Here is a 14,778-nt window from a genome sequence, read left to right as displayed (position 1 = left end):
GCCCTTCGCGGTCAATCCAGCCGCTTGCGGAAGCGGAGGATCGCCAGCGACATCATCACCACGGTGAAGGCCAGCAGCGCGAGCACGTCGGTCCACAGCTCGAACAGGCCGGCGCCGCGCAGCATCACGCCGCGGATCAGGCGCAGGAAATGGGTCAGCGGCAGCAGCTCGGCCAGCCACTGCACGACCTTGGGCATGCCGGCGAACGGGAACATGAAGCCCGACAGCAGGATCGACGGCAGGAACACGAAGAACGTCATCTGCATCGCCTGGAACTGCGACTGCGCCTTGGTCGAGATCAGCAGGCCCATGGTCAGGTTGGCCAGGATCAGCAACACCGCCGCGATGTAGACGTCGAACACGCTGCCGCGGATCGGCACCGCGAACAAGCTCACCCCCAGCAGCAACACCACCGTGGTCTGCACCAGCCCGATCGCGGCATACGGCAGCACCTTGCCGATCATCAACTCGCTGCGGCTGACCGGCGTGGCCATCAGCAGTTCCATGTTGCCGCGTTCGCGTTCGCGAACGATTGCCACGCCGGTGAACATCACCATGGTCATGGTCAGGATCACGCCGATCAGGCCCGGCACGATGTTGATCGCCGAGCGCCGCTCGGGGTTGTAGAACGCAACGACGCTGATCTGCCGTGGCGCGACGATCGCCGCCCCCGGCCGGGCGCTGTCGATCGGCATCTGCGCCAGCTGGATCGCCGCGCTCTGCACGACGGTATCGCTGCCGTCGACCAGTACCTGCACCGCTTCGCGGCCGTCGATGCGCCGGCGCTCGAAGTCCGCCGGGATCACCACGCCCATGCTGATCTGGCCCTGTCGCAGCATCGCCATCACTTCCTGCGGCGTGCGGGCCTGTGCGACCGGTTTGATCACCCCGGTCGCGACCATGTCCATCACCAGCGCGCGCGAGCCCGCGGTCCCGGCCTGGTCGGCAATGGCCGTCTCCAGCCCGCGCAGGTTGAGGTTGATCGCGTAGCCGAACAACACCAGTTGCAGCACCGGAATGCCGACAATCATCGCCAGGGTGATGCGGTCGCGGCGCATCTGCCGCAGCTCCTTGAGCACGATCGCGAACAGCCGCCGCCAGTTCATGCGGCGCGCTCCCCGGGCTTGCCATCCGCGTCCTCGCGGCCGCGCGTCGCGGCGACGAACACGTCCTCCAGGTTCGGCTGCGATGCTTCGACCTCGGCCCGCAACGCCGCTTTCGACAGGGCGTCGCGGATCCGCCCCGCCGCATCGCCATCGCCGGCGGTCAGCACCCGCAAGGCATTGCCGATCTGGGCCACGCTGAGCACGCCGGGCACCGCCAGCAACGCGCGTTGCGCTTGCCGCGGCTGCGCGGCATGGACCGCGACGGTGCGCCCGGCCAGCGCGCCGGTCAAGGCATCGGGCGTGCCATGCGCGACCAGCACGCCCTGGTCGAGGATCGCCAGGCCATGGCAGCGCTCGGCCTCGTCCATGTAGTGGGTCGAGACCAGGATCGTGGTGCCGCCATCGGCGAGGTCGAAGAGCTTTTCCCAGAAGTCGCGGCGCGATTCGGGGTCGACCGCGCTGGTCGGTTCGTCGAGGAACAGCAACTCGGGCCGGTGGATCACTGCCCCGGCCAGCGCCAGGCGCTGTCGCTGGCCGCCGCTCATCGTGCCGGCCAGCTGCTTTTGCCGATCGGCGAAGTCGTACTGCCGCACCAGCTCGTCGATGCGCTGCGCCGCTGGCGCCCTGGGGATGTCCTGCACCGCGGCGAGGAACTCGAGGTTCTCGCGCACGCTGAGGTCGTCGAACAGCGAGAACTTCTGGGTCATGTAGCCGATTCGGCGGCGCAGCGCCTCGGCCTGTTCGGGGATGCGCAGGCCGAGCACCTCGATCTCGCCGGCACTGGGCGTCAGCAGGCCGCACAGCATGCGGATGGTGGTCGATTTGCCGGAACCGTTCGGGCCGAGGAAGCCGTAGACGTGCGCGCGCGGCACCGTCAGGGCGACTTCGCTGACCGCCACCAGCGCGCCGAAGCGCTTGGTCAGGCCGCGGGCGCGGATCGCGATATCCGAAAGATCCGGCGGAGCCATCAGATCCCCGTCCTGTTTGAGACCGTCATTCCCGCGAAAGCGGGAATCCAGTGCCTTTCGATTTCTGGCTTGGGGACGAGGGGCAAAGTCGCTGGATTCCCGCTTTCGCGGGAGTGACGAGCAAGAGCAGCGGCGGGCGCGTCGCTAATCACCACGTCCGTCCTGGATGAACTCGACCCGCACCGGCAGGCCGGCCGGAAGCTGCATCGCGTCCTGGCCTCTCAGTTCGATTTCGGCCAGGTAACTCAGGCGCGCGGCGTCCTTGCCGATTAACGCGTAGTACGGGGTGAAGCTCGGCTCGCTGCGGATCGTGCGAACCACGCCGGCCAATGGCTGCGCGCGGCCGTCGACGAACACCAGGGCGCGTCGGCCGACGCGCACGTCGGCGCGGATCGGCTCGGGCACGTACACCCGCGCGTACGGTGCGTCGCCCACCAGCAGGATCGCCAGCGGCGCACCGATCGGGGCCTGGTCGCCAAGCTTGTACGGCAGGCTGTCGACCACCCCGGCGCGCGGCGCAACCAACGCGAGTTTCTGCAGCGCTACCGCCTGCGTGGCGGCTTGCGCCTGTGCGGCGGCGAACGCGGATTCGCCCTGCGCGAGTTGTTCGCGGCGGGTGCCGCGCTCGAGCTCCAGCAGCGCGGCCTGCGCGGCGCGCACCTGCGCGTCGGCCTGGCCGGCGGCGGCGCGCGCGCGATCGACGTCGGCCGCCGCGACCAGCTTGCGTCGACCCAACGGCTGCAGCCGCGCGTAATAGGCACGCGCATCGGCGGCCTGCGCCTGCGCGGCCGCGAGGCTGGCGCGGGCCTGGGCGATCGCTTCGCGGCGGGGCCCGGCCTGCAGTTCGGCCAGCGCGCCTTCGGCCTGCCGCGCCTGCGCCTGCACCGCAGCCAGTTGCGATTGCGTGCGGGTGAGCTCGAGCTGTAGCAACGGCGCACCCGCCGCGACCCGCTGGCCTTCGTGCGCGTCGATGCGGACGATCTTCTCGGCCACCGGCGCCGGCACGGTGATCCGCTCCCATTCCAGCGTGCCCAACGCCTGCGGCGGTTCGGCGCGGCAACCGGCCAGCGCGAGCGCAATCGCCATGACCATCGCGGCGAACACGATCATCCGGCCAGCAGTTTTCATCGAATTCTCCCGTCCGGTTGCCCGCCCGCCGATGTCGGCACGGCGTGGGCATCGGGCGTAATCGGCGAGGCGACCGCTATCGAGGTCTTCATCCGTGCACCCTTCACCTACCGCCGATGCCGCGGTCGAGCAAGGCGATCGTGTGCTCGCGCAGCGCGGCCGCATCGAGGTCGTCGGCATCGAAGATCCGCCGCCAGATCGGCGCGCCGGCCGCCGGAAACAGGGTCAGCCCGACCAGCGACACGACCAGCAGGCGCGGGTCGAGATCGGGATTGATCGAGCCTTCGCGTTGCGCCTTGGCAAACCGTTGCGCCAGCATCTGCGGCACTTGCGGCGCAATACGGTTCACCAGCAACTCGCGCAGCGCGCCGCCCTCGCTGAGAATTTCGCGCACCCACAGCGACGGCAGCCACGGGTGCTTCGCCACCACCTCACCGACGCCACGCACGAACGCGACCACCAGCGCCGCAACGTCGTCGCCCGCACGCAGCAAAGGCTCGCGCAGCGACTCCAGCGCCGGCATCAGGCGCTCCTCGATCACCGCCTCGAGCAACTGCTGCTTGTCGCCGAAGTAGTAGTGCAGCAACGCCGGCGTGACCCCGGCCTCGAGCGCGATCGCGCGCAACGAGGTCGCGGCGATACCGCGGTGCACGTAGCAGCCGATCGCCGCGTCCAGCAGCCGCGCGCGCAGGTCAGGGCTCTCGCCGGTGGGCCGTCCTGGGGTGCGGGCGCGCTTGGCCGCGGACGCGCGCGGGCGTTTCGGATCGGGGACGGGGTGCTGAGCCATTCGCCTTAATTAATTCAACGATTAATTATTTGCAAGCCCGAGACGATGAACGGTCGCGCAGCCACGGGCCGCTTTCCTGAAGCCGCGAATGGCTGCCGATATCCTGTCGCCCCCCTCCATTGCAGGCTGGACCGATGCCCCCCACCCGACGCGAATCCAGCCTGCTCCAGCGCGGCCTCGTCGGCTTCTGGTTCTGCGCCATCGGCGCACTCGGATTCGCGCGCTTCTTCGTGCGTGCCTTCGACGATCAGGGTTTCACCCCCGACACCGTCGCGTGGCTGTGGCTGGTGGGGGCGGTGATCACGACGATCGCGGGCCTGGCGGTGATAGTGCATGCCGCGCGCAGCGGCCGCCCACCAACGGACCGGCGCTGACCGCCGGTCGCACCGCACTCATCGCAGCGATCTCGATAGACGGCCGGCCCTGTGCACGCAACACCGCGCCAGTGCAATCAAGCAGCGCCGGCGGGCTGCGGCAGGATGCGCCCGCTTTGCGAAAACGCCGCGGCGGGCGCAAGCTGTCGGGCCTGCGCGACAGGGTTCGCGCGTCCCTGAAGTCAGCCCCCGATGCCTTCACGCACCACGTCCGAATTCACCCTCGACCCGCCCGAAGCCGAACGCCTGGCCAACCTCAGTGGCCCGTTCGACGGCCACCTGCGCATGATCGAACTGCGCCTCGGGGTCGAGATCGGCAACCGCGGCAACGCGTTCCGCGTGGTCGGGCCGCCGCCGGCGGTCAACAAGACCGAACGCCTGCTGCGCGACCTGTGGAAGGACGCCGCGCAGGAGACCCTCAGCGAGCCGGCGATCCATCTGCGCCTGGCCGAACTGGGCGCCGACGAATTCGTTAACGCCGACATCGAGCCGCAGGAAGTCGCGATCCGGGTCAAGCGCGGCACCATCCGCGGCCGCGGCGCGAACCAGGCCAAGTACCTGCACGCGATCGCCACCCACGACGTCAACTTCGGGATCGGCCCGGCCGGCACCGGCAAGACCTTCCTGGCCGTGGCCAGCGCGGTCGAGGCGCTCAACGAGGAGCGTGTGCAGCGGCTGGTGCTGGTGCGCCCGGCGGTCGAGGCCGGCGAGAAGCTCGGCTTCCTGCCCGGCGACCTCGCGCAGAAGGTCGACCCCTACCTGCGCCCGCTGTACGACGCGCTGTACGAGATGCTCGGCGTCGAGAAAGTGGTCAAGCTGCTGGAGAAAAACGTCATCGAGATCGCGCCGCTGGCGTACATGCGCGGGCGCACGCTCAACGACGCCTATGTGATCCTCGACGAGGCGCAGAACACCTCGATCGAGCAGATGAAGATGTTCCTGACCCGCATCGGTTACGGCAGCACCGCCGTGGTCACCGGCGACCTCACCCAGATCGACCTGCCCAAGCACCAGAAATCCGGCCTGCGCGACGCGCTGGACGTGCTGCACGAAGTCAGCGGCATCAGCTTCACGTTCTTCGAGGCGCGCGACGTGGTGCGCCATCCGCTGGTGGCGCGCATCGTGATGGCTTACGACGCGCGCGATGCCAACGACACCGCGACCGGCCCGGCTTGATCCATGAGCACCCCTCGAACCACCTCTCCGACGCAGGGAATGACGACGCCATGACAGTGGGTCCGGTCCGCCTGGATGTCAGCATCAGCTATGCAGTGCCGCGCACCGGCGTGCCGGCCGCGGTGAGCTTCCGCAAGTGGGTCGCCGCCGCGCTGGAAAGCCGCATCCGCGAAGCGGACCTGGCGATCCGTATCGTCGGCAACAAGGAAGGCCGCGCGCTCAACCGCCACTACCGCGGCAAGGACTACGCCACCAACGTGCTGAGCTTTCCGGCCGACCTGCCCGAAGGCCTGCCCGAGGGCGTCAAGCTGCCGCTGCTCGGCGACCTGGTGATCTGCGCTCCGGTGGTCGCGCGCGAGGCGCGCGAGCAGAAGAAGCCGCTGGCCGCGCATTACGCCCACCTGACCGTGCACGGCGCGCTGCACTTGCTGGGCTGGGACCACGACGACGACCGCGACGCCGAATGCATGGAGCAGCTCGAACGCGAGATCCTGGCCACGCTCGGCATCGCCGACCCGTACCGCGAGTCCTGACGCCGACGCGCTACAGACACTCGCCCAAGCCGTCGTACAGCGAGCGGCCGCTGCCGGGCAGCTGCGCGCGGATCGGTTCGGCGACATCGAGCGCCTGCAGCAGTTCCTCGAACCTCACCAGCCGCCCGAGCGGGCTGCGGCAACGCCAGACTTTCGCGGTCACGCGGATGCGGCCGGTCGCCGGGTCCACTTCTTCCATGCTGCCGGCCAGCACCCACAGGCACTGCCCGATGCGCCCGCTGGCCTGCTCGACCGAACAGCGGTAGCGCAGCGACGCGATGTTGCTGTAATCACCCTCGCAGAAGGTGTCGCCGCAGATGGCGTCGAAATCGCGGCGCAGGCCCGCCGTCACCCGATGCCAGGCCTCGAACTGGGCGTCGGTCTGCAGGTAGGCGTAGACGTCGACGTAGCGCGCCGTCGCGGCGTCGGCCGGGCGGCACAGCAGGATCAAGCCGACGAGGGTGGCGGCCAGCGTCAGGGCCAGTCGGATTCGATTGAGGGACATGCAAGCTCCTTGCTTGAAGTGGCGAGCGGCACGACGCCGGTCGCATCGCGGCGTCATGCCGCGGTGCCTGCACGATCGCGGGTCCGGTGGCGCGCCGGCATCGCCACAGTGCGGGGCCAGCGGTCGGGAATCGCCGCGCACGGGTGTCGGGCAACCCAACCGTCGCGCGCCCCGGCCCGGCACCCGATTGACCCTTCCGAGTTAGACTGCCCCCGCCGCCCATCCCCCAGGGCTTAGACGCCGTAAAAGAACGCAATGTCCGAGGACGACAGTAGTACCCACGCTGCCAGGCACCCTGAGCCCCGCCGCTCCTGGCTCGAACGCATCAGTTCGGCGCTGTCCGGCGAACCGACCACCCGCGAAGACCTGGTCGAACTGCTGCGTGATGCCCAGGCCGACGGCCTGATAGCCGCAGACACGCTGCGGATGATGGAAGGCGCGATCGCCGTGTCCGACCTCACCGTCGGCGACGTGATGATCCCGCGCGCGCAGATGGTCGCGCTGCCGGCCGAGGCCCGCTTCATCGACCTGATGAAGATGGTGGTCGAGTCGGGCCACTCGCGCTTCCCGGTGCACGGCGAGGACAAGGACGAAATCCTCGGCATCCTGCTGGCCAAGGATCTGCTGCTGGGCGTGGTCGCCGACAACGGTCCCGGCACGATCCACGAACTGCTGCGCCCGGCGGTGCTGATTCCCGAATCCAAGCGCCTGGACGTGCTGCTGCGCGAGTTCCGCCAGTCGCGCAACCACATGGCGATCGTGATCGACGAGCACGGCGGCGTCGCCGGCCTGCTCACGATCGAGGACGTGCTCGAGCAGATCGTCGGTGACATCGACGACGAGCACGACGACGCCGAGGACCCGAACGCGCTGATCGCGGCGCAGGCCGATGGCCAGTTCGTGGTCGATGCGCTGACCCCGATTTCCGACTTCAACGAACGCTTCGGCGCCGATTTCGACGAAGACGAGTACGACACCATCGGCGGCCTGATCACCGCCGCGATCGGCCACCTGCCCGAGGCCGGCGAGGAACTCACGCTGGGGCGCTTCGTGTTCCGGGTCTCCGGCGCCGACGCGCGGCGCGTGCACGCGTTCCATGTTGGCGTGCTCGGCGATGCCTGACGCCTTGCCGCAGTCCGCCCCGCTCCGCCCTGCTTCCTACCGCCGCATGCTCCGGCTGCTGCTGGCCTGCCTGATGTGGCTCGGCGCGGCGACGGTGTTGGCGGCACCGCCGGCCGCGACCGCGCAGGCCCCGGCACCGCGCATCGGCGTGGTCACCATGCAGCCGGGCGAGATCTTCTTCGAGCGCTTCGGCCACAACGCGGTGCTGGTGCAGGATCCGGCCAGCGGCACGGCGACCTCGTACAACTTCGGTTTCTTCGACCCGGGCGAGTCCGACTTCATCGCCCGCTTCGTGCGCGGCGACATGCGTTACCGGCTGGTAGCGCTGCCACTGGAGGACGACCTGGCGTACTACCAGCAGGTCGGCCGCGGCGTCGCGCTGCAATGGTTGGCGCTGGACGACAGCGAGGCGCGCGCGCTCGCCGCGGCTCTGGCGCAGAACGCGCGGCCCGAGAACGCGCATTACCGCTACGACTACTTCCTCGACAACTGCTCGACCCGGGTGCGCGACGCGATCGACCGCGCCCTGGGTGGCGAACTGCGCCGGCAGAGCGAGTCGCGCTCGCACGGCAGCACCTACCGCAGCGAGGCGCTGCGGCTGGCGTCGCCGGCGCCGTGGATGTGGCTGGGCTTCGACATCGGCTTGGGCCCGGATGCGGACCGGCCGTTGTCGGTGTGGGCCGAATCCTTCGTGCCGATGCGGCTGGCCGACGCGCTGCGCGAGACCCGCGCCGCCGATCGCACGCCGGTGGTGCGCGCCGCGCAGCCGCTGCTGCCGCACACGATCGCACCCGAACCGCAGGACGCGCCAATCCGCTGGTGGCCGTGGGCACTGGCAGGACTCGCGATCGGCGCCGGGCTGCTAGCGCTGGGCCGCCGCAAGCCGCGCGTGCTGGCCGCCGTGGTGTTGCCGTTGTGGCTGCTGTGCGGCGTGGTCGGCGCGCTGCTGCTGTTCATCTGGTTCGGCACCGACCATCGCATCGGCTGGCAAAACCACAACCTGCTGCTGTTCAACCCGCTGTGCTGGCTGTTGCTGCCGGGCGCGTGGACGCTGCTGCGCGGCCGTACGCCGCGGCGCTGGTTCGGCATCACCTTGGTCGCGGTCGTCGCCTGCGCGGTGATCGCGCTGTTCGCGAACTGGCTGCCGCTGCTGCCGCAACGCAACGCGCACTGGATCGCGCTGCTGCTGCCGATCCACGCGGCGCTGGCCTGGACCTGGGGCCGCCGGCGCCCGTAGCGCCTTGCCCGCATGCCGCGGCGCGGGCACGATGCCGGCATGAAGGATCCTTCCCTGCCCGCGTGCGTGATCAACGCCGCCGCCTACGCCACCGACGGCACGCGCCGCGATATCACCCTGGATGCGATCAGCGACGTGCTCGCCGTCGATGACGGCAGCTTCGTCTGGGTCGGCCTGTACGAGCCCCACGAGGCGATCCTCGACAAGCTGCAGGAGGAATTCGGCCTGCACGACCTCGCAGTCGAGGACGCGCACAACGCACACCAGCGCCCCAAGCTCGAGACCTACGGCAACTCGCTGTTCATCGCCGTGCACACCGCGCAGTCGGTGGACAACCACATCCGCTTCGGCGAGACCCACCTGTTCGTCGGCCCACGCTACCTGGTAACCGTGCGCCACGGCGCCTCGACCAGCTACGCGCCGGCGCGCGCGCGCTTGGAACGCGAGCCCGACGACATGCCCCATGGCCCGGGCGCCGCGCTGTACGTGGTGATGGACCTGATCGTCGACAACTTCACCCCGATCGTCGACGAGTTCAGCCAGGAGCTCAACGAGCTCGAGCACGACATCTTCGCCGTCGACTTCCGCAAGGGCACGGTGCAGAAGCTCTACGACCTCAAGCGCGAGCTGACCCGGCTGCGGATGGCGGTGGCACCGCTGCAGGACATCCTCGGCCAGCTGGCGCGCACCCGCGGCGGCCTGATCGACGAGGAAAGCCAGCTCTACTTCCGCGACGTGCACGACCACGCGGTGCGCATCAACGAGACCACCGACACCCTGCGCGAGATGCTGACCGCGGCGATGAGCGTCAACCTGTCGCTGGTCACTATCCGCCAGGGCGAGGTGGTCAAACGCCTGGCCGGCTGGGCCGGCCTGCTGGCCGCGCCGACCCTGATCGCCAGCTGGTACGGCATGAACTTCACCCACATGCCGGAACTGCACGGGCGCTACAGCTACTACATCCTGATCGGGATCACCGCGGTGGTGTGCGTGGCGCTGTTCCGCATGTTGCGCCGCGCGAAGTGGCTGTGACGCTGTAGATCCGCGCCTGCGCGGATTGCTTTCCCGCACGCAAGCGCAAGCGATCCGCGCAGGCGCGGATCTACAGCAGCGCGCGCGCCCGGAAGCCGTCCGGCTCACAACCTGCCACCACCACCAGCGAACTCTTGGACCAAAGTCGCCGCTGCGATGCCGCACTGCGCATTGACCCCGGCCGGCGGCGCGCGCGACGCTGCACGCTTCGACTCGGAGGCGTGCGAATGAAGGGACTTTCCGGATCCAGGGGCGCGATCAGCTGGATCGGCATGGCCGGCTGGATCGCCCTGGCGGTGCTGGGCGCCTTCGCGTTGGGCACGGTGGCGCTGGCGCGCGGCGAGACCATCAACGCGATGTGGCTGGTGGTCGCGATGGTGTCGGTGTTCACGATCGCCTACCGCTTCTACGGCCGCTGGATCGCGGTGCACGCGCTGGGCATCGACCCGACCCGCGCGACCCCGGCGTGGCGCCGCAACGACGGCCTCGACTACGTGCCAACCGAGAAGTCGGTGGTGTTCGGCCACCACTTCGCCGCGATCGCCGGCGCCGGGCCGCTGGTCGGGCCGGTGCTCGCGGCGCAGATGGGCTACCTGCCCGGTACGCTGTGGATCCTGGTCGGCGTGGTGCTGGCCGGCGCGGTGCAGGACATGCTGGTGCTGTTCTTCTCCACGCGCCGCGACGGCCGCTCACTGGGCGAGATGATCCGCGCCGAACTGGGGCCGGCGGCCGGCGTGATCTCGATGGTCGGGATCCTGATGATCATGGTGATCCTGCTCGCGGTGCTGGCGCTGGTCGTGGTCAAGGCGCTGGCCGAGAGCCCGTGGGGCACGTTCACGGTGGCGATGACGATCCCGATCGCGGTCGCGATGGGCGTGTACCTGCGCCACTTCCGCCCCGGCCGCATCCTCGAGGTCTCGATCATGGGCCTGGCGCTGCTGCTCTTGGCGATCTGGGTCGGCGGCAAGGTCGCGGTCGATCCGGTATGGGGCGAGCTGTTCCACCTCCAGGGCACCACCCTGGCGTGGCTGCTGATCGGCTACGGCTTCATCGCCGCGGTGCTGCCGGTGTGGCTGCTGCTGGCGCCGCGCGACTACCTGTCGACCTTTCTCAAGATCGGCACCGTGCTGATGCTGGCGCTCGCGATAGTGATCGCGATGCCGGACCTGCAGATGCCGGCGGTGACCAGGTTCATCGACGGCAGCGGGCCGGTGTTCTCGGGCAAGTTGTTCCCGTTCCTATTCATCACGATTGCCTGTGGCTCGGTATCGGGCTTCCACTCCCTGATCGCCTCGGGCACCACGCCGAAGCTGATCTCCAGCGAGGCGCATATCCCGCTGGTCGGCTACGGCGGCATGCTGATGGAGGCGTTCGTCGCGATCATGGCGCTGATCGCCGCGTGCGTGCTGCAGCCGGGCGTGTACTTCGCGATGAACGCGCCGGCGGCGCTGATCGGCACCAGCGCCGAGTCCGCGGCCGCGGCGATCTCCAGCTGGGGCTTCGTGCTCACCCCCGAGGTGCTGACCGCGACCGCGCGCGACATCGGCGAGACCACCATCCTCTCGCGCACCGGCGGCGCGCCGACGCTCGCGGTCGGCATGGCGCAGATCCTGCACGGGCTGATCCCGGGCCAGGGGATGATGGCGTTCTGGTACCACTACGCGATCCTGTTCGAGGCACTGTTCATCCTCACCACGATCGATGCCGGCACCCGCGTCGCGCGCTTCATGATCCAGGAGCTGCTCGGCATGGCCTACGCGCCGCTGGGGCGCACCGACAGCTGGGGCGCGAACATCGCCTGCACGCTGCTGGCCGTGTCCGGCTGGGGCTGGTTCCTGTACCAGGGCGTGGTCGACCCGCTGGGCGGCATCAACACGCTGTGGCCGCTGTTCGGCATCGCCAACCAGATGCTCGCCGGCCTGGCGCTGGTGTTCTGCTGCGTGGTGATGGTGCGGATGAAGCGCGAGAAATACCTGTGGATCCCGCTGCTGCCGACCGCGTGGCTGCTGGTGTGCACGCTAACCGCCGGCTGGCAGAAGCTGTTCGACCCGAACCCGAAAATCGGCTTCATCGCCAACGCGCGGCGCTTCGCCGATGCGGCCGCGCGCGGCGAGCTGCTGGCGCCGGCCAAGTCGATCGAGGAGATGCAGCGGGTGGTGTTCAACAACTACATCGATGCCGGGCTGACCGCGCTGTTCGTGGCGGTGGTGGTGGCGATCGTGTGCTTCGGCTTGCGCGCGGCGTTCGCGGCACGCAGCAGCCAGGCGCCATCGTCGCGGGAGAGCGCTTATGTCGCACTCGATTCGATCGCGCGCTGAGGGCGGCGCGTTGGCCGGGGCATGGCTCGCGCGCGGCGCGCTTCATCTGGCCACGCGCTGGTGGCGAGCGGCAGCGCAGACCGCGCGGGCCGCGATCGGCATCCCCGACTACGACCACTACGTCGAGCACGTCCGTCGCCGCCATCCCGGGCGCGAGCCGATGGGCCGCGATGCGTTCTTCCACGAGCGCATGCTGGCGCGCTACGGCAAGGGCCGCAGCCGCTGCTGCTGAAAAAGTCGCCGGTCGGCGTAATCCCGCCGTCGAGGGCAGCGCTCGATGACGCACCATCGACCGCGAGGGGCGCCGATCAGGGCGATCGCTGCAACACACCGATCCGCAGTGCGCTGTCATTGCTGCCGTGTGGGCGCCTAGAGTGCGGGCATCAGGTGCACACGCCTCACTCGATCTCTCGGCACCGTGGAACTGCGTCTGTTTTCTTGCTCGTCATTCCTGCGAAAGCAGGCTCCGCTTTACTTCGGCGGAGCCGAACATCCAGCGACTTCGGCACCTTTCCAAGCAAAGGCACTGGATCCCTGCGTTCGCAGGAATGACGAGCGATATGCAACCCCGGCGGCCCCGCGCGTGCCCGGACCGCCGAACCAGAAGCAGCAGCCGCGACCTCCCCACCGCAAAGGACCCTGCCATGTGGAACGACACCGAACTTAGCCGCCGCCTCGGCTTGCGCCATCCGATCGTGCAGGGCCCGTTCGGCGGCGGCCTGTCCTCGGTCGAGCTGCTGGCCGCGGTGTCCGAGGCCGGCGGCCTGGGCTCGTTCGGCATCCACCACCTCGCGCCGGACGCAATCCGCGCGCTCGATGCCAGCATCCGCGCCCGCACCAGCCAACCGTACGCACTGAACCTGTGGGTCTCCAACGCCGACCTCGGCGGCGACGCGTTGACCGCGGCGCAGTTCGAGGCAGGGATCGCGCGCCTGCGGCCGTACTACGACGAACTCGGGCTGCCACCACCCGCCATGCCGCCGCGCTACGGCGAGGCGTTCGAGGCGCAGGTCGAGGCGTTGCTCGAGGTCGCGCCGCCGGTCTTCAGCTTCGTGTTCGGGATCCCGTCGGCCGAGATCCTCGAGCAGTGCCGGCGTCGCGGCATCGCCACCATCGGCACCGTCACCACCGTCGACGAGGCGCTGGCGATGGACGCGGCCGGGGTCGACGCGATCGTCGCCACCGGGATGGAGGCCGGCGGCCACCGGGTGTCGTTCCTGCGCTCGGCCGAGGACTCGTTGACCGGCACCCTGGCGCTGGTGCCGCAGGTCGTCGACCGCGTGCGCGCGCCGGTGATCGCGGCCGGCGGCATCGCCGACGGGCGCGGCGTCGCCGCGGCGCTGATGCTTGGCGCGCGCGGCGTGCAGGTCGGCACCGCATTCCTGGCCTGCGAGGAATCCAACGCCAGCGCGGTCCACCGCGCGGCATTGTTCAGCGATCAGGCGAAGTACACGGCGCTCACGCGCGCGTTCAGCGGCCGGCTGGCGCGCGGCATCCGCAATCGGTTCGTCGAGGACATGCGCGACGGCATGGGCGTGGCAGGCCTGGCGCACGGCACCGGCTTCTTCCCCTACCCGATCCAGAGCTGGTTCACCGGCAGCTTCAAGCCGGCCGCGGTGGCGCAGGGCCGCGGCGACCTGATCTCGCTATGGGCCGGCCAGGCGGCGCTGCTGCTGCGTCACCGCCACGCGCGTGAACTGTTCGATTCGCTGGTGCGCGACACCGGCGTGGCACTGGGGCAGGCCGGGCGCCAAGCGCTGGAGTGACACCGCGGACGGGCGGCGGGTTGAAACCCGCCCCACGGCCCTGGCCGCACGGCCTTGAGGCAGGCGACGGGGTTTCGCAGGTATGCGCGCATACCTTGGAAGCGGTCCGCGAATGCCCGCAAGGCAGCCGACACTGCTTTGCAGGTCGCCCGAGCCGCTCGGGAGGTATGCCGGCATTGCTTCGGAGGTATCCGCGCATTGCGTCGAAGCCGTCCGCGAATGCTCCGGAGGTATGCGGACACCGCTTTGCAGGTCCGCGGGAGCGCTTGGGAGGTATGCGCGGATACCGGCGAAGGTAGGCAGGCACCGCGTCAAAGGTATGCGCCCACCGCTTCGGAGGGTTGCCCGCATACCCGTCGGCGCATCCTTGGGATCGGCTTCGATGCGGCACAGGCTCACGGCTGCCATTGCCCCGCGGCCGGGCCGGGGGTGCCTTCCAGCGCGGCGCCGCTGCGCCTCAACGCCGGATCGGCACGTCGTCCCAGCCGCCGTGGGTGCGGCGGTCGCTGCCGCTGCGGCGGTCGGCCTTGGCCGGCTCGTAGCGGACCTCCTCGCGGCGCTCGTGGCCCTGCCGCCGGTCGCGGCCGCTGCGCTGTTCACTCAGCTTGAAGGGTGTTCCGGCCCCGGAGCGTCCGCTGCCGGAGGTGCCGGTGGGGGATTTGCCGATCATGGTCCGCTCCGCACGCCGTACCCATCGGGTACAACGCCGACCCGCGACCACACCGG

Annotated in this window: 15 protein-coding genes; 9 read left to right on the top strand and 6 right to left on the bottom strand. The window is 69.7% G+C overall.

Annotated features, from left to right (window positions below; translation table 11 throughout):
• Positions 1-11 precede the first annotated feature (11 nt).
• The 4 genes from ACFQZQ_RS09110 to ACFQZQ_RS09095 all read right to left on the bottom strand — a co-directional run bounded on the left by ACFQZQ_RS09110 (position 12) and on the right by ACFQZQ_RS09095 (position 3,989).
• Positions 12-1,106: an ABC transporter permease gene (locus ACFQZQ_RS09110; RefSeq protein WP_386812436.1), complete on the bottom strand. Its 1,095-nt coding sequence runs from the start codon at positions 1,104-1,106 to the stop codon at positions 12-14.
• Positions 1,103-2,044: an ABC transporter ATP-binding protein gene (locus ACFQZQ_RS09105; RefSeq protein ID WP_386812581.1), complete on the bottom strand. Its 942-nt coding sequence runs from the start codon at positions 2,042-2,044 to the stop codon at positions 1,103-1,105. The genes ACFQZQ_RS09110 and ACFQZQ_RS09105 overlap by 4 nt, the downstream gene beginning before the upstream one ends.
• 174 nt (positions 2,045-2,218) lie before the next feature.
• Positions 2,219-3,202, bottom strand: coding sequence for an HlyD family secretion protein (locus ACFQZQ_RS09100; RefSeq protein WP_386812435.1), 984 nt, complete (start codon positions 3,200-3,202; stop codon positions 2,219-2,221).
• Positions 3,203-3,305: 103 nt separating this feature from the next.
• Complete coding sequence (locus tag ACFQZQ_RS09095; protein WP_386812434.1) at positions 3,306-3,989, bottom strand: TetR/AcrR family transcriptional regulator; 684 nt, start codon at positions 3,987-3,989, stop codon at positions 3,306-3,308.
• Between the two features lie 134 nt (positions 3,990-4,123).
• Here ACFQZQ_RS09095 and ACFQZQ_RS09090 point away from each other — a divergent pair, with 134 nt between their 5' ends.
• From ACFQZQ_RS09090 to ybeY, 3 genes are all read left to right on the top strand, one after another.
• Positions 4,124-4,363, top strand: a complete 240-nt coding sequence (locus ACFQZQ_RS09090; protein ID WP_386812433.1) for a hypothetical protein — start codon at positions 4,124-4,126, stop codon at positions 4,361-4,363.
• A gap of 192 nt (positions 4,364-4,555) precedes the next feature.
• Positions 4,556-5,539, top strand: a complete 984-nt coding sequence (locus ACFQZQ_RS09085; RefSeq protein ID WP_386812432.1) for a PhoH family protein — start codon at positions 4,556-4,558, stop codon at positions 5,537-5,539.
• A gap of 50 nt (positions 5,540-5,589) precedes the next feature.
• Positions 5,590-6,072, top strand: a complete 483-nt coding sequence (gene ybeY / locus ACFQZQ_RS09080; RefSeq protein WP_386812431.1) for an rRNA maturation RNase YbeY — start codon at positions 5,590-5,592, stop codon at positions 6,070-6,072.
• Positions 6,073-6,082: 10 nt separating this feature from the next.
• Here the strand turns inward: ybeY and ACFQZQ_RS09075 are convergent, their stop codons facing one another.
• Positions 6,083-6,577: a hypothetical protein gene (locus ACFQZQ_RS09075; RefSeq protein ID WP_386812430.1), complete on the bottom strand. Its 495-nt coding sequence runs from the start codon at positions 6,575-6,577 to the stop codon at positions 6,083-6,085.
• Positions 6,578-6,832: 255 nt separating this feature from the next.
• Here ACFQZQ_RS09075 and ACFQZQ_RS09070 point away from each other — a divergent pair, with 255 nt between their 5' ends.
• The 6 genes from ACFQZQ_RS09070 to ACFQZQ_RS09045 all read left to right on the top strand — a co-directional run bounded on the left by ACFQZQ_RS09070 (position 6,833) and on the right by ACFQZQ_RS09045 (position 14,052).
• Entirely contained in the window at positions 6,833-7,699 is an 867-nt protein-coding gene (locus ACFQZQ_RS09070) for an HlyC/CorC family transporter (RefSeq protein ID WP_386812429.1), read from the top strand.
• Between the two features lie 46 nt (positions 7,700-7,745).
• Positions 7,746-8,936 carry a lipoprotein N-acyltransferase Lnb domain-containing protein gene (locus ACFQZQ_RS09065; protein WP_386812428.1) on the top strand — a complete coding sequence of 397 codons (1,191 nt, stop codon included), beginning with the start codon at positions 7,746-7,748 and terminating at the stop codon, positions 8,934-8,936.
• A gap of 39 nt (positions 8,937-8,975) precedes the next feature.
• On the top strand, positions 8,976-9,968 hold the full coding sequence (locus tag ACFQZQ_RS09060) for a magnesium and cobalt transport protein CorA (RefSeq protein WP_386812427.1): 993 nt from the start codon (positions 8,976-8,978) through the stop codon (positions 9,966-9,968).
• Between the two features lie 227 nt (positions 9,969-10,195).
• Positions 10,196-12,286, top strand: coding sequence for a carbon starvation CstA family protein (locus tag ACFQZQ_RS09055; RefSeq protein WP_386812426.1), 2,091 nt, complete (start codon positions 10,196-10,198; stop codon positions 12,284-12,286).
• Entirely contained in the window at positions 12,258-12,518 is a 261-nt protein-coding gene (locus tag ACFQZQ_RS09050) for a YbdD/YjiX family protein (protein ID WP_386812425.1), read from the top strand. The genes ACFQZQ_RS09055 and ACFQZQ_RS09050 overlap by 29 nt, the downstream gene beginning before the upstream one ends.
• Before the next feature lie 412 nt (positions 12,519-12,930).
• Entirely contained in the window at positions 12,931-14,052 is a 1,122-nt protein-coding gene (locus ACFQZQ_RS09045; protein ID WP_386812424.1) for an NAD(P)H-dependent flavin oxidoreductase, read from the top strand.
• Between the two features lie 457 nt (positions 14,053-14,509).
• Here ACFQZQ_RS09045 and ACFQZQ_RS09040 read toward each other — a convergent pair whose 3' ends face one another.
• Positions 14,510-14,722, bottom strand: a complete 213-nt coding sequence (locus ACFQZQ_RS09040; protein ID WP_386812423.1) for a hypothetical protein — start codon at positions 14,720-14,722, stop codon at positions 14,510-14,512.
• Positions 14,723-14,778: the final 56 nt, after the last annotated feature.

The organism is Lysobacter koreensis, assembly GCF_042677045.1.
Lineage (GTDB): Bacteria > Pseudomonadota > Gammaproteobacteria > Xanthomonadales > Xanthomonadaceae > Lysobacter_K > Lysobacter_K koreensis.
The sequence above is the reverse complement of the archived record's forward strand: the minus strand, read 5'-3'. Positions and strand labels throughout refer to the sequence as shown.

What these genes read in the sequence shown, in the direction of transcription:
- ACFQZQ_RS09110 (WP_386812436.1), bottom strand. Translation starts at nt 1,106, where the DNA reads ATGAACTGGCGGCGGCTGTTCGCGATCGTGCTCAAGGAGCTGCGGCAG.
- ACFQZQ_RS09100 (WP_386812435.1), bottom strand. Translation starts at nt 3,202, where the DNA reads ATGAAAACTGCTGGCCGGATGATCGTGTTCGCCGCGATGGTCATGGCG.
- ACFQZQ_RS09095 (WP_386812434.1), bottom strand. Translation starts at nt 3,989, where the DNA reads ATGGCTCAGCACCCCGTCCCCGATCCGAAACGCCCGCGCGCGTCCGCG.
- ACFQZQ_RS09090 (WP_386812433.1), top strand. Translation starts at nt 4,124, where the DNA reads ATGCCCCCCACCCGACGCGAATCCAGCCTGCTCCAGCGCGGCCTCGTC.
- ACFQZQ_RS09085 (WP_386812432.1), top strand. Translation starts at nt 4,556, where the DNA reads ATGCCTTCACGCACCACGTCCGAATTCACCCTCGACCCGCCCGAAGCC.
- ybeY (WP_386812431.1), top strand. Translation starts at nt 5,590, where the DNA reads ATGACAGTGGGTCCGGTCCGCCTGGATGTCAGCATCAGCTATGCAGTG.
- ACFQZQ_RS09075 (WP_386812430.1), bottom strand. Translation starts at nt 6,577, where the DNA reads ATGTCCCTCAATCGAATCCGACTGGCCCTGACGCTGGCCGCCACCCTC.
- ACFQZQ_RS09070 (WP_386812429.1), top strand. Translation starts at nt 6,833, where the DNA reads ATGTCCGAGGACGACAGTAGTACCCACGCTGCCAGGCACCCTGAGCCC.
- ACFQZQ_RS09065 (WP_386812428.1), top strand. Translation starts at nt 7,746, where the DNA reads ATGCTCCGGCTGCTGCTGGCCTGCCTGATGTGGCTCGGCGCGGCGACG.
- ACFQZQ_RS09060 (WP_386812427.1), top strand. Translation starts at nt 8,976, where the DNA reads ATGAAGGATCCTTCCCTGCCCGCGTGCGTGATCAACGCCGCCGCCTAC.
- ACFQZQ_RS09055 (WP_386812426.1), top strand. Translation starts at nt 10,196, where the DNA reads ATGAAGGGACTTTCCGGATCCAGGGGCGCGATCAGCTGGATCGGCATG.
- ACFQZQ_RS09050 (WP_386812425.1), top strand. Translation starts at nt 12,258, where the DNA reads ATGTCGCACTCGATTCGATCGCGCGCTGAGGGCGGCGCGTTGGCCGGG.
- ACFQZQ_RS09045 (WP_386812424.1), top strand. Translation starts at nt 12,931, where the DNA reads ATGTGGAACGACACCGAACTTAGCCGCCGCCTCGGCTTGCGCCATCCG.
- ACFQZQ_RS09040 (WP_386812423.1), bottom strand. Translation starts at nt 14,722, where the DNA reads ATGATCGGCAAATCCCCCACCGGCACCTCCGGCAGCGGACGCTCCGGG.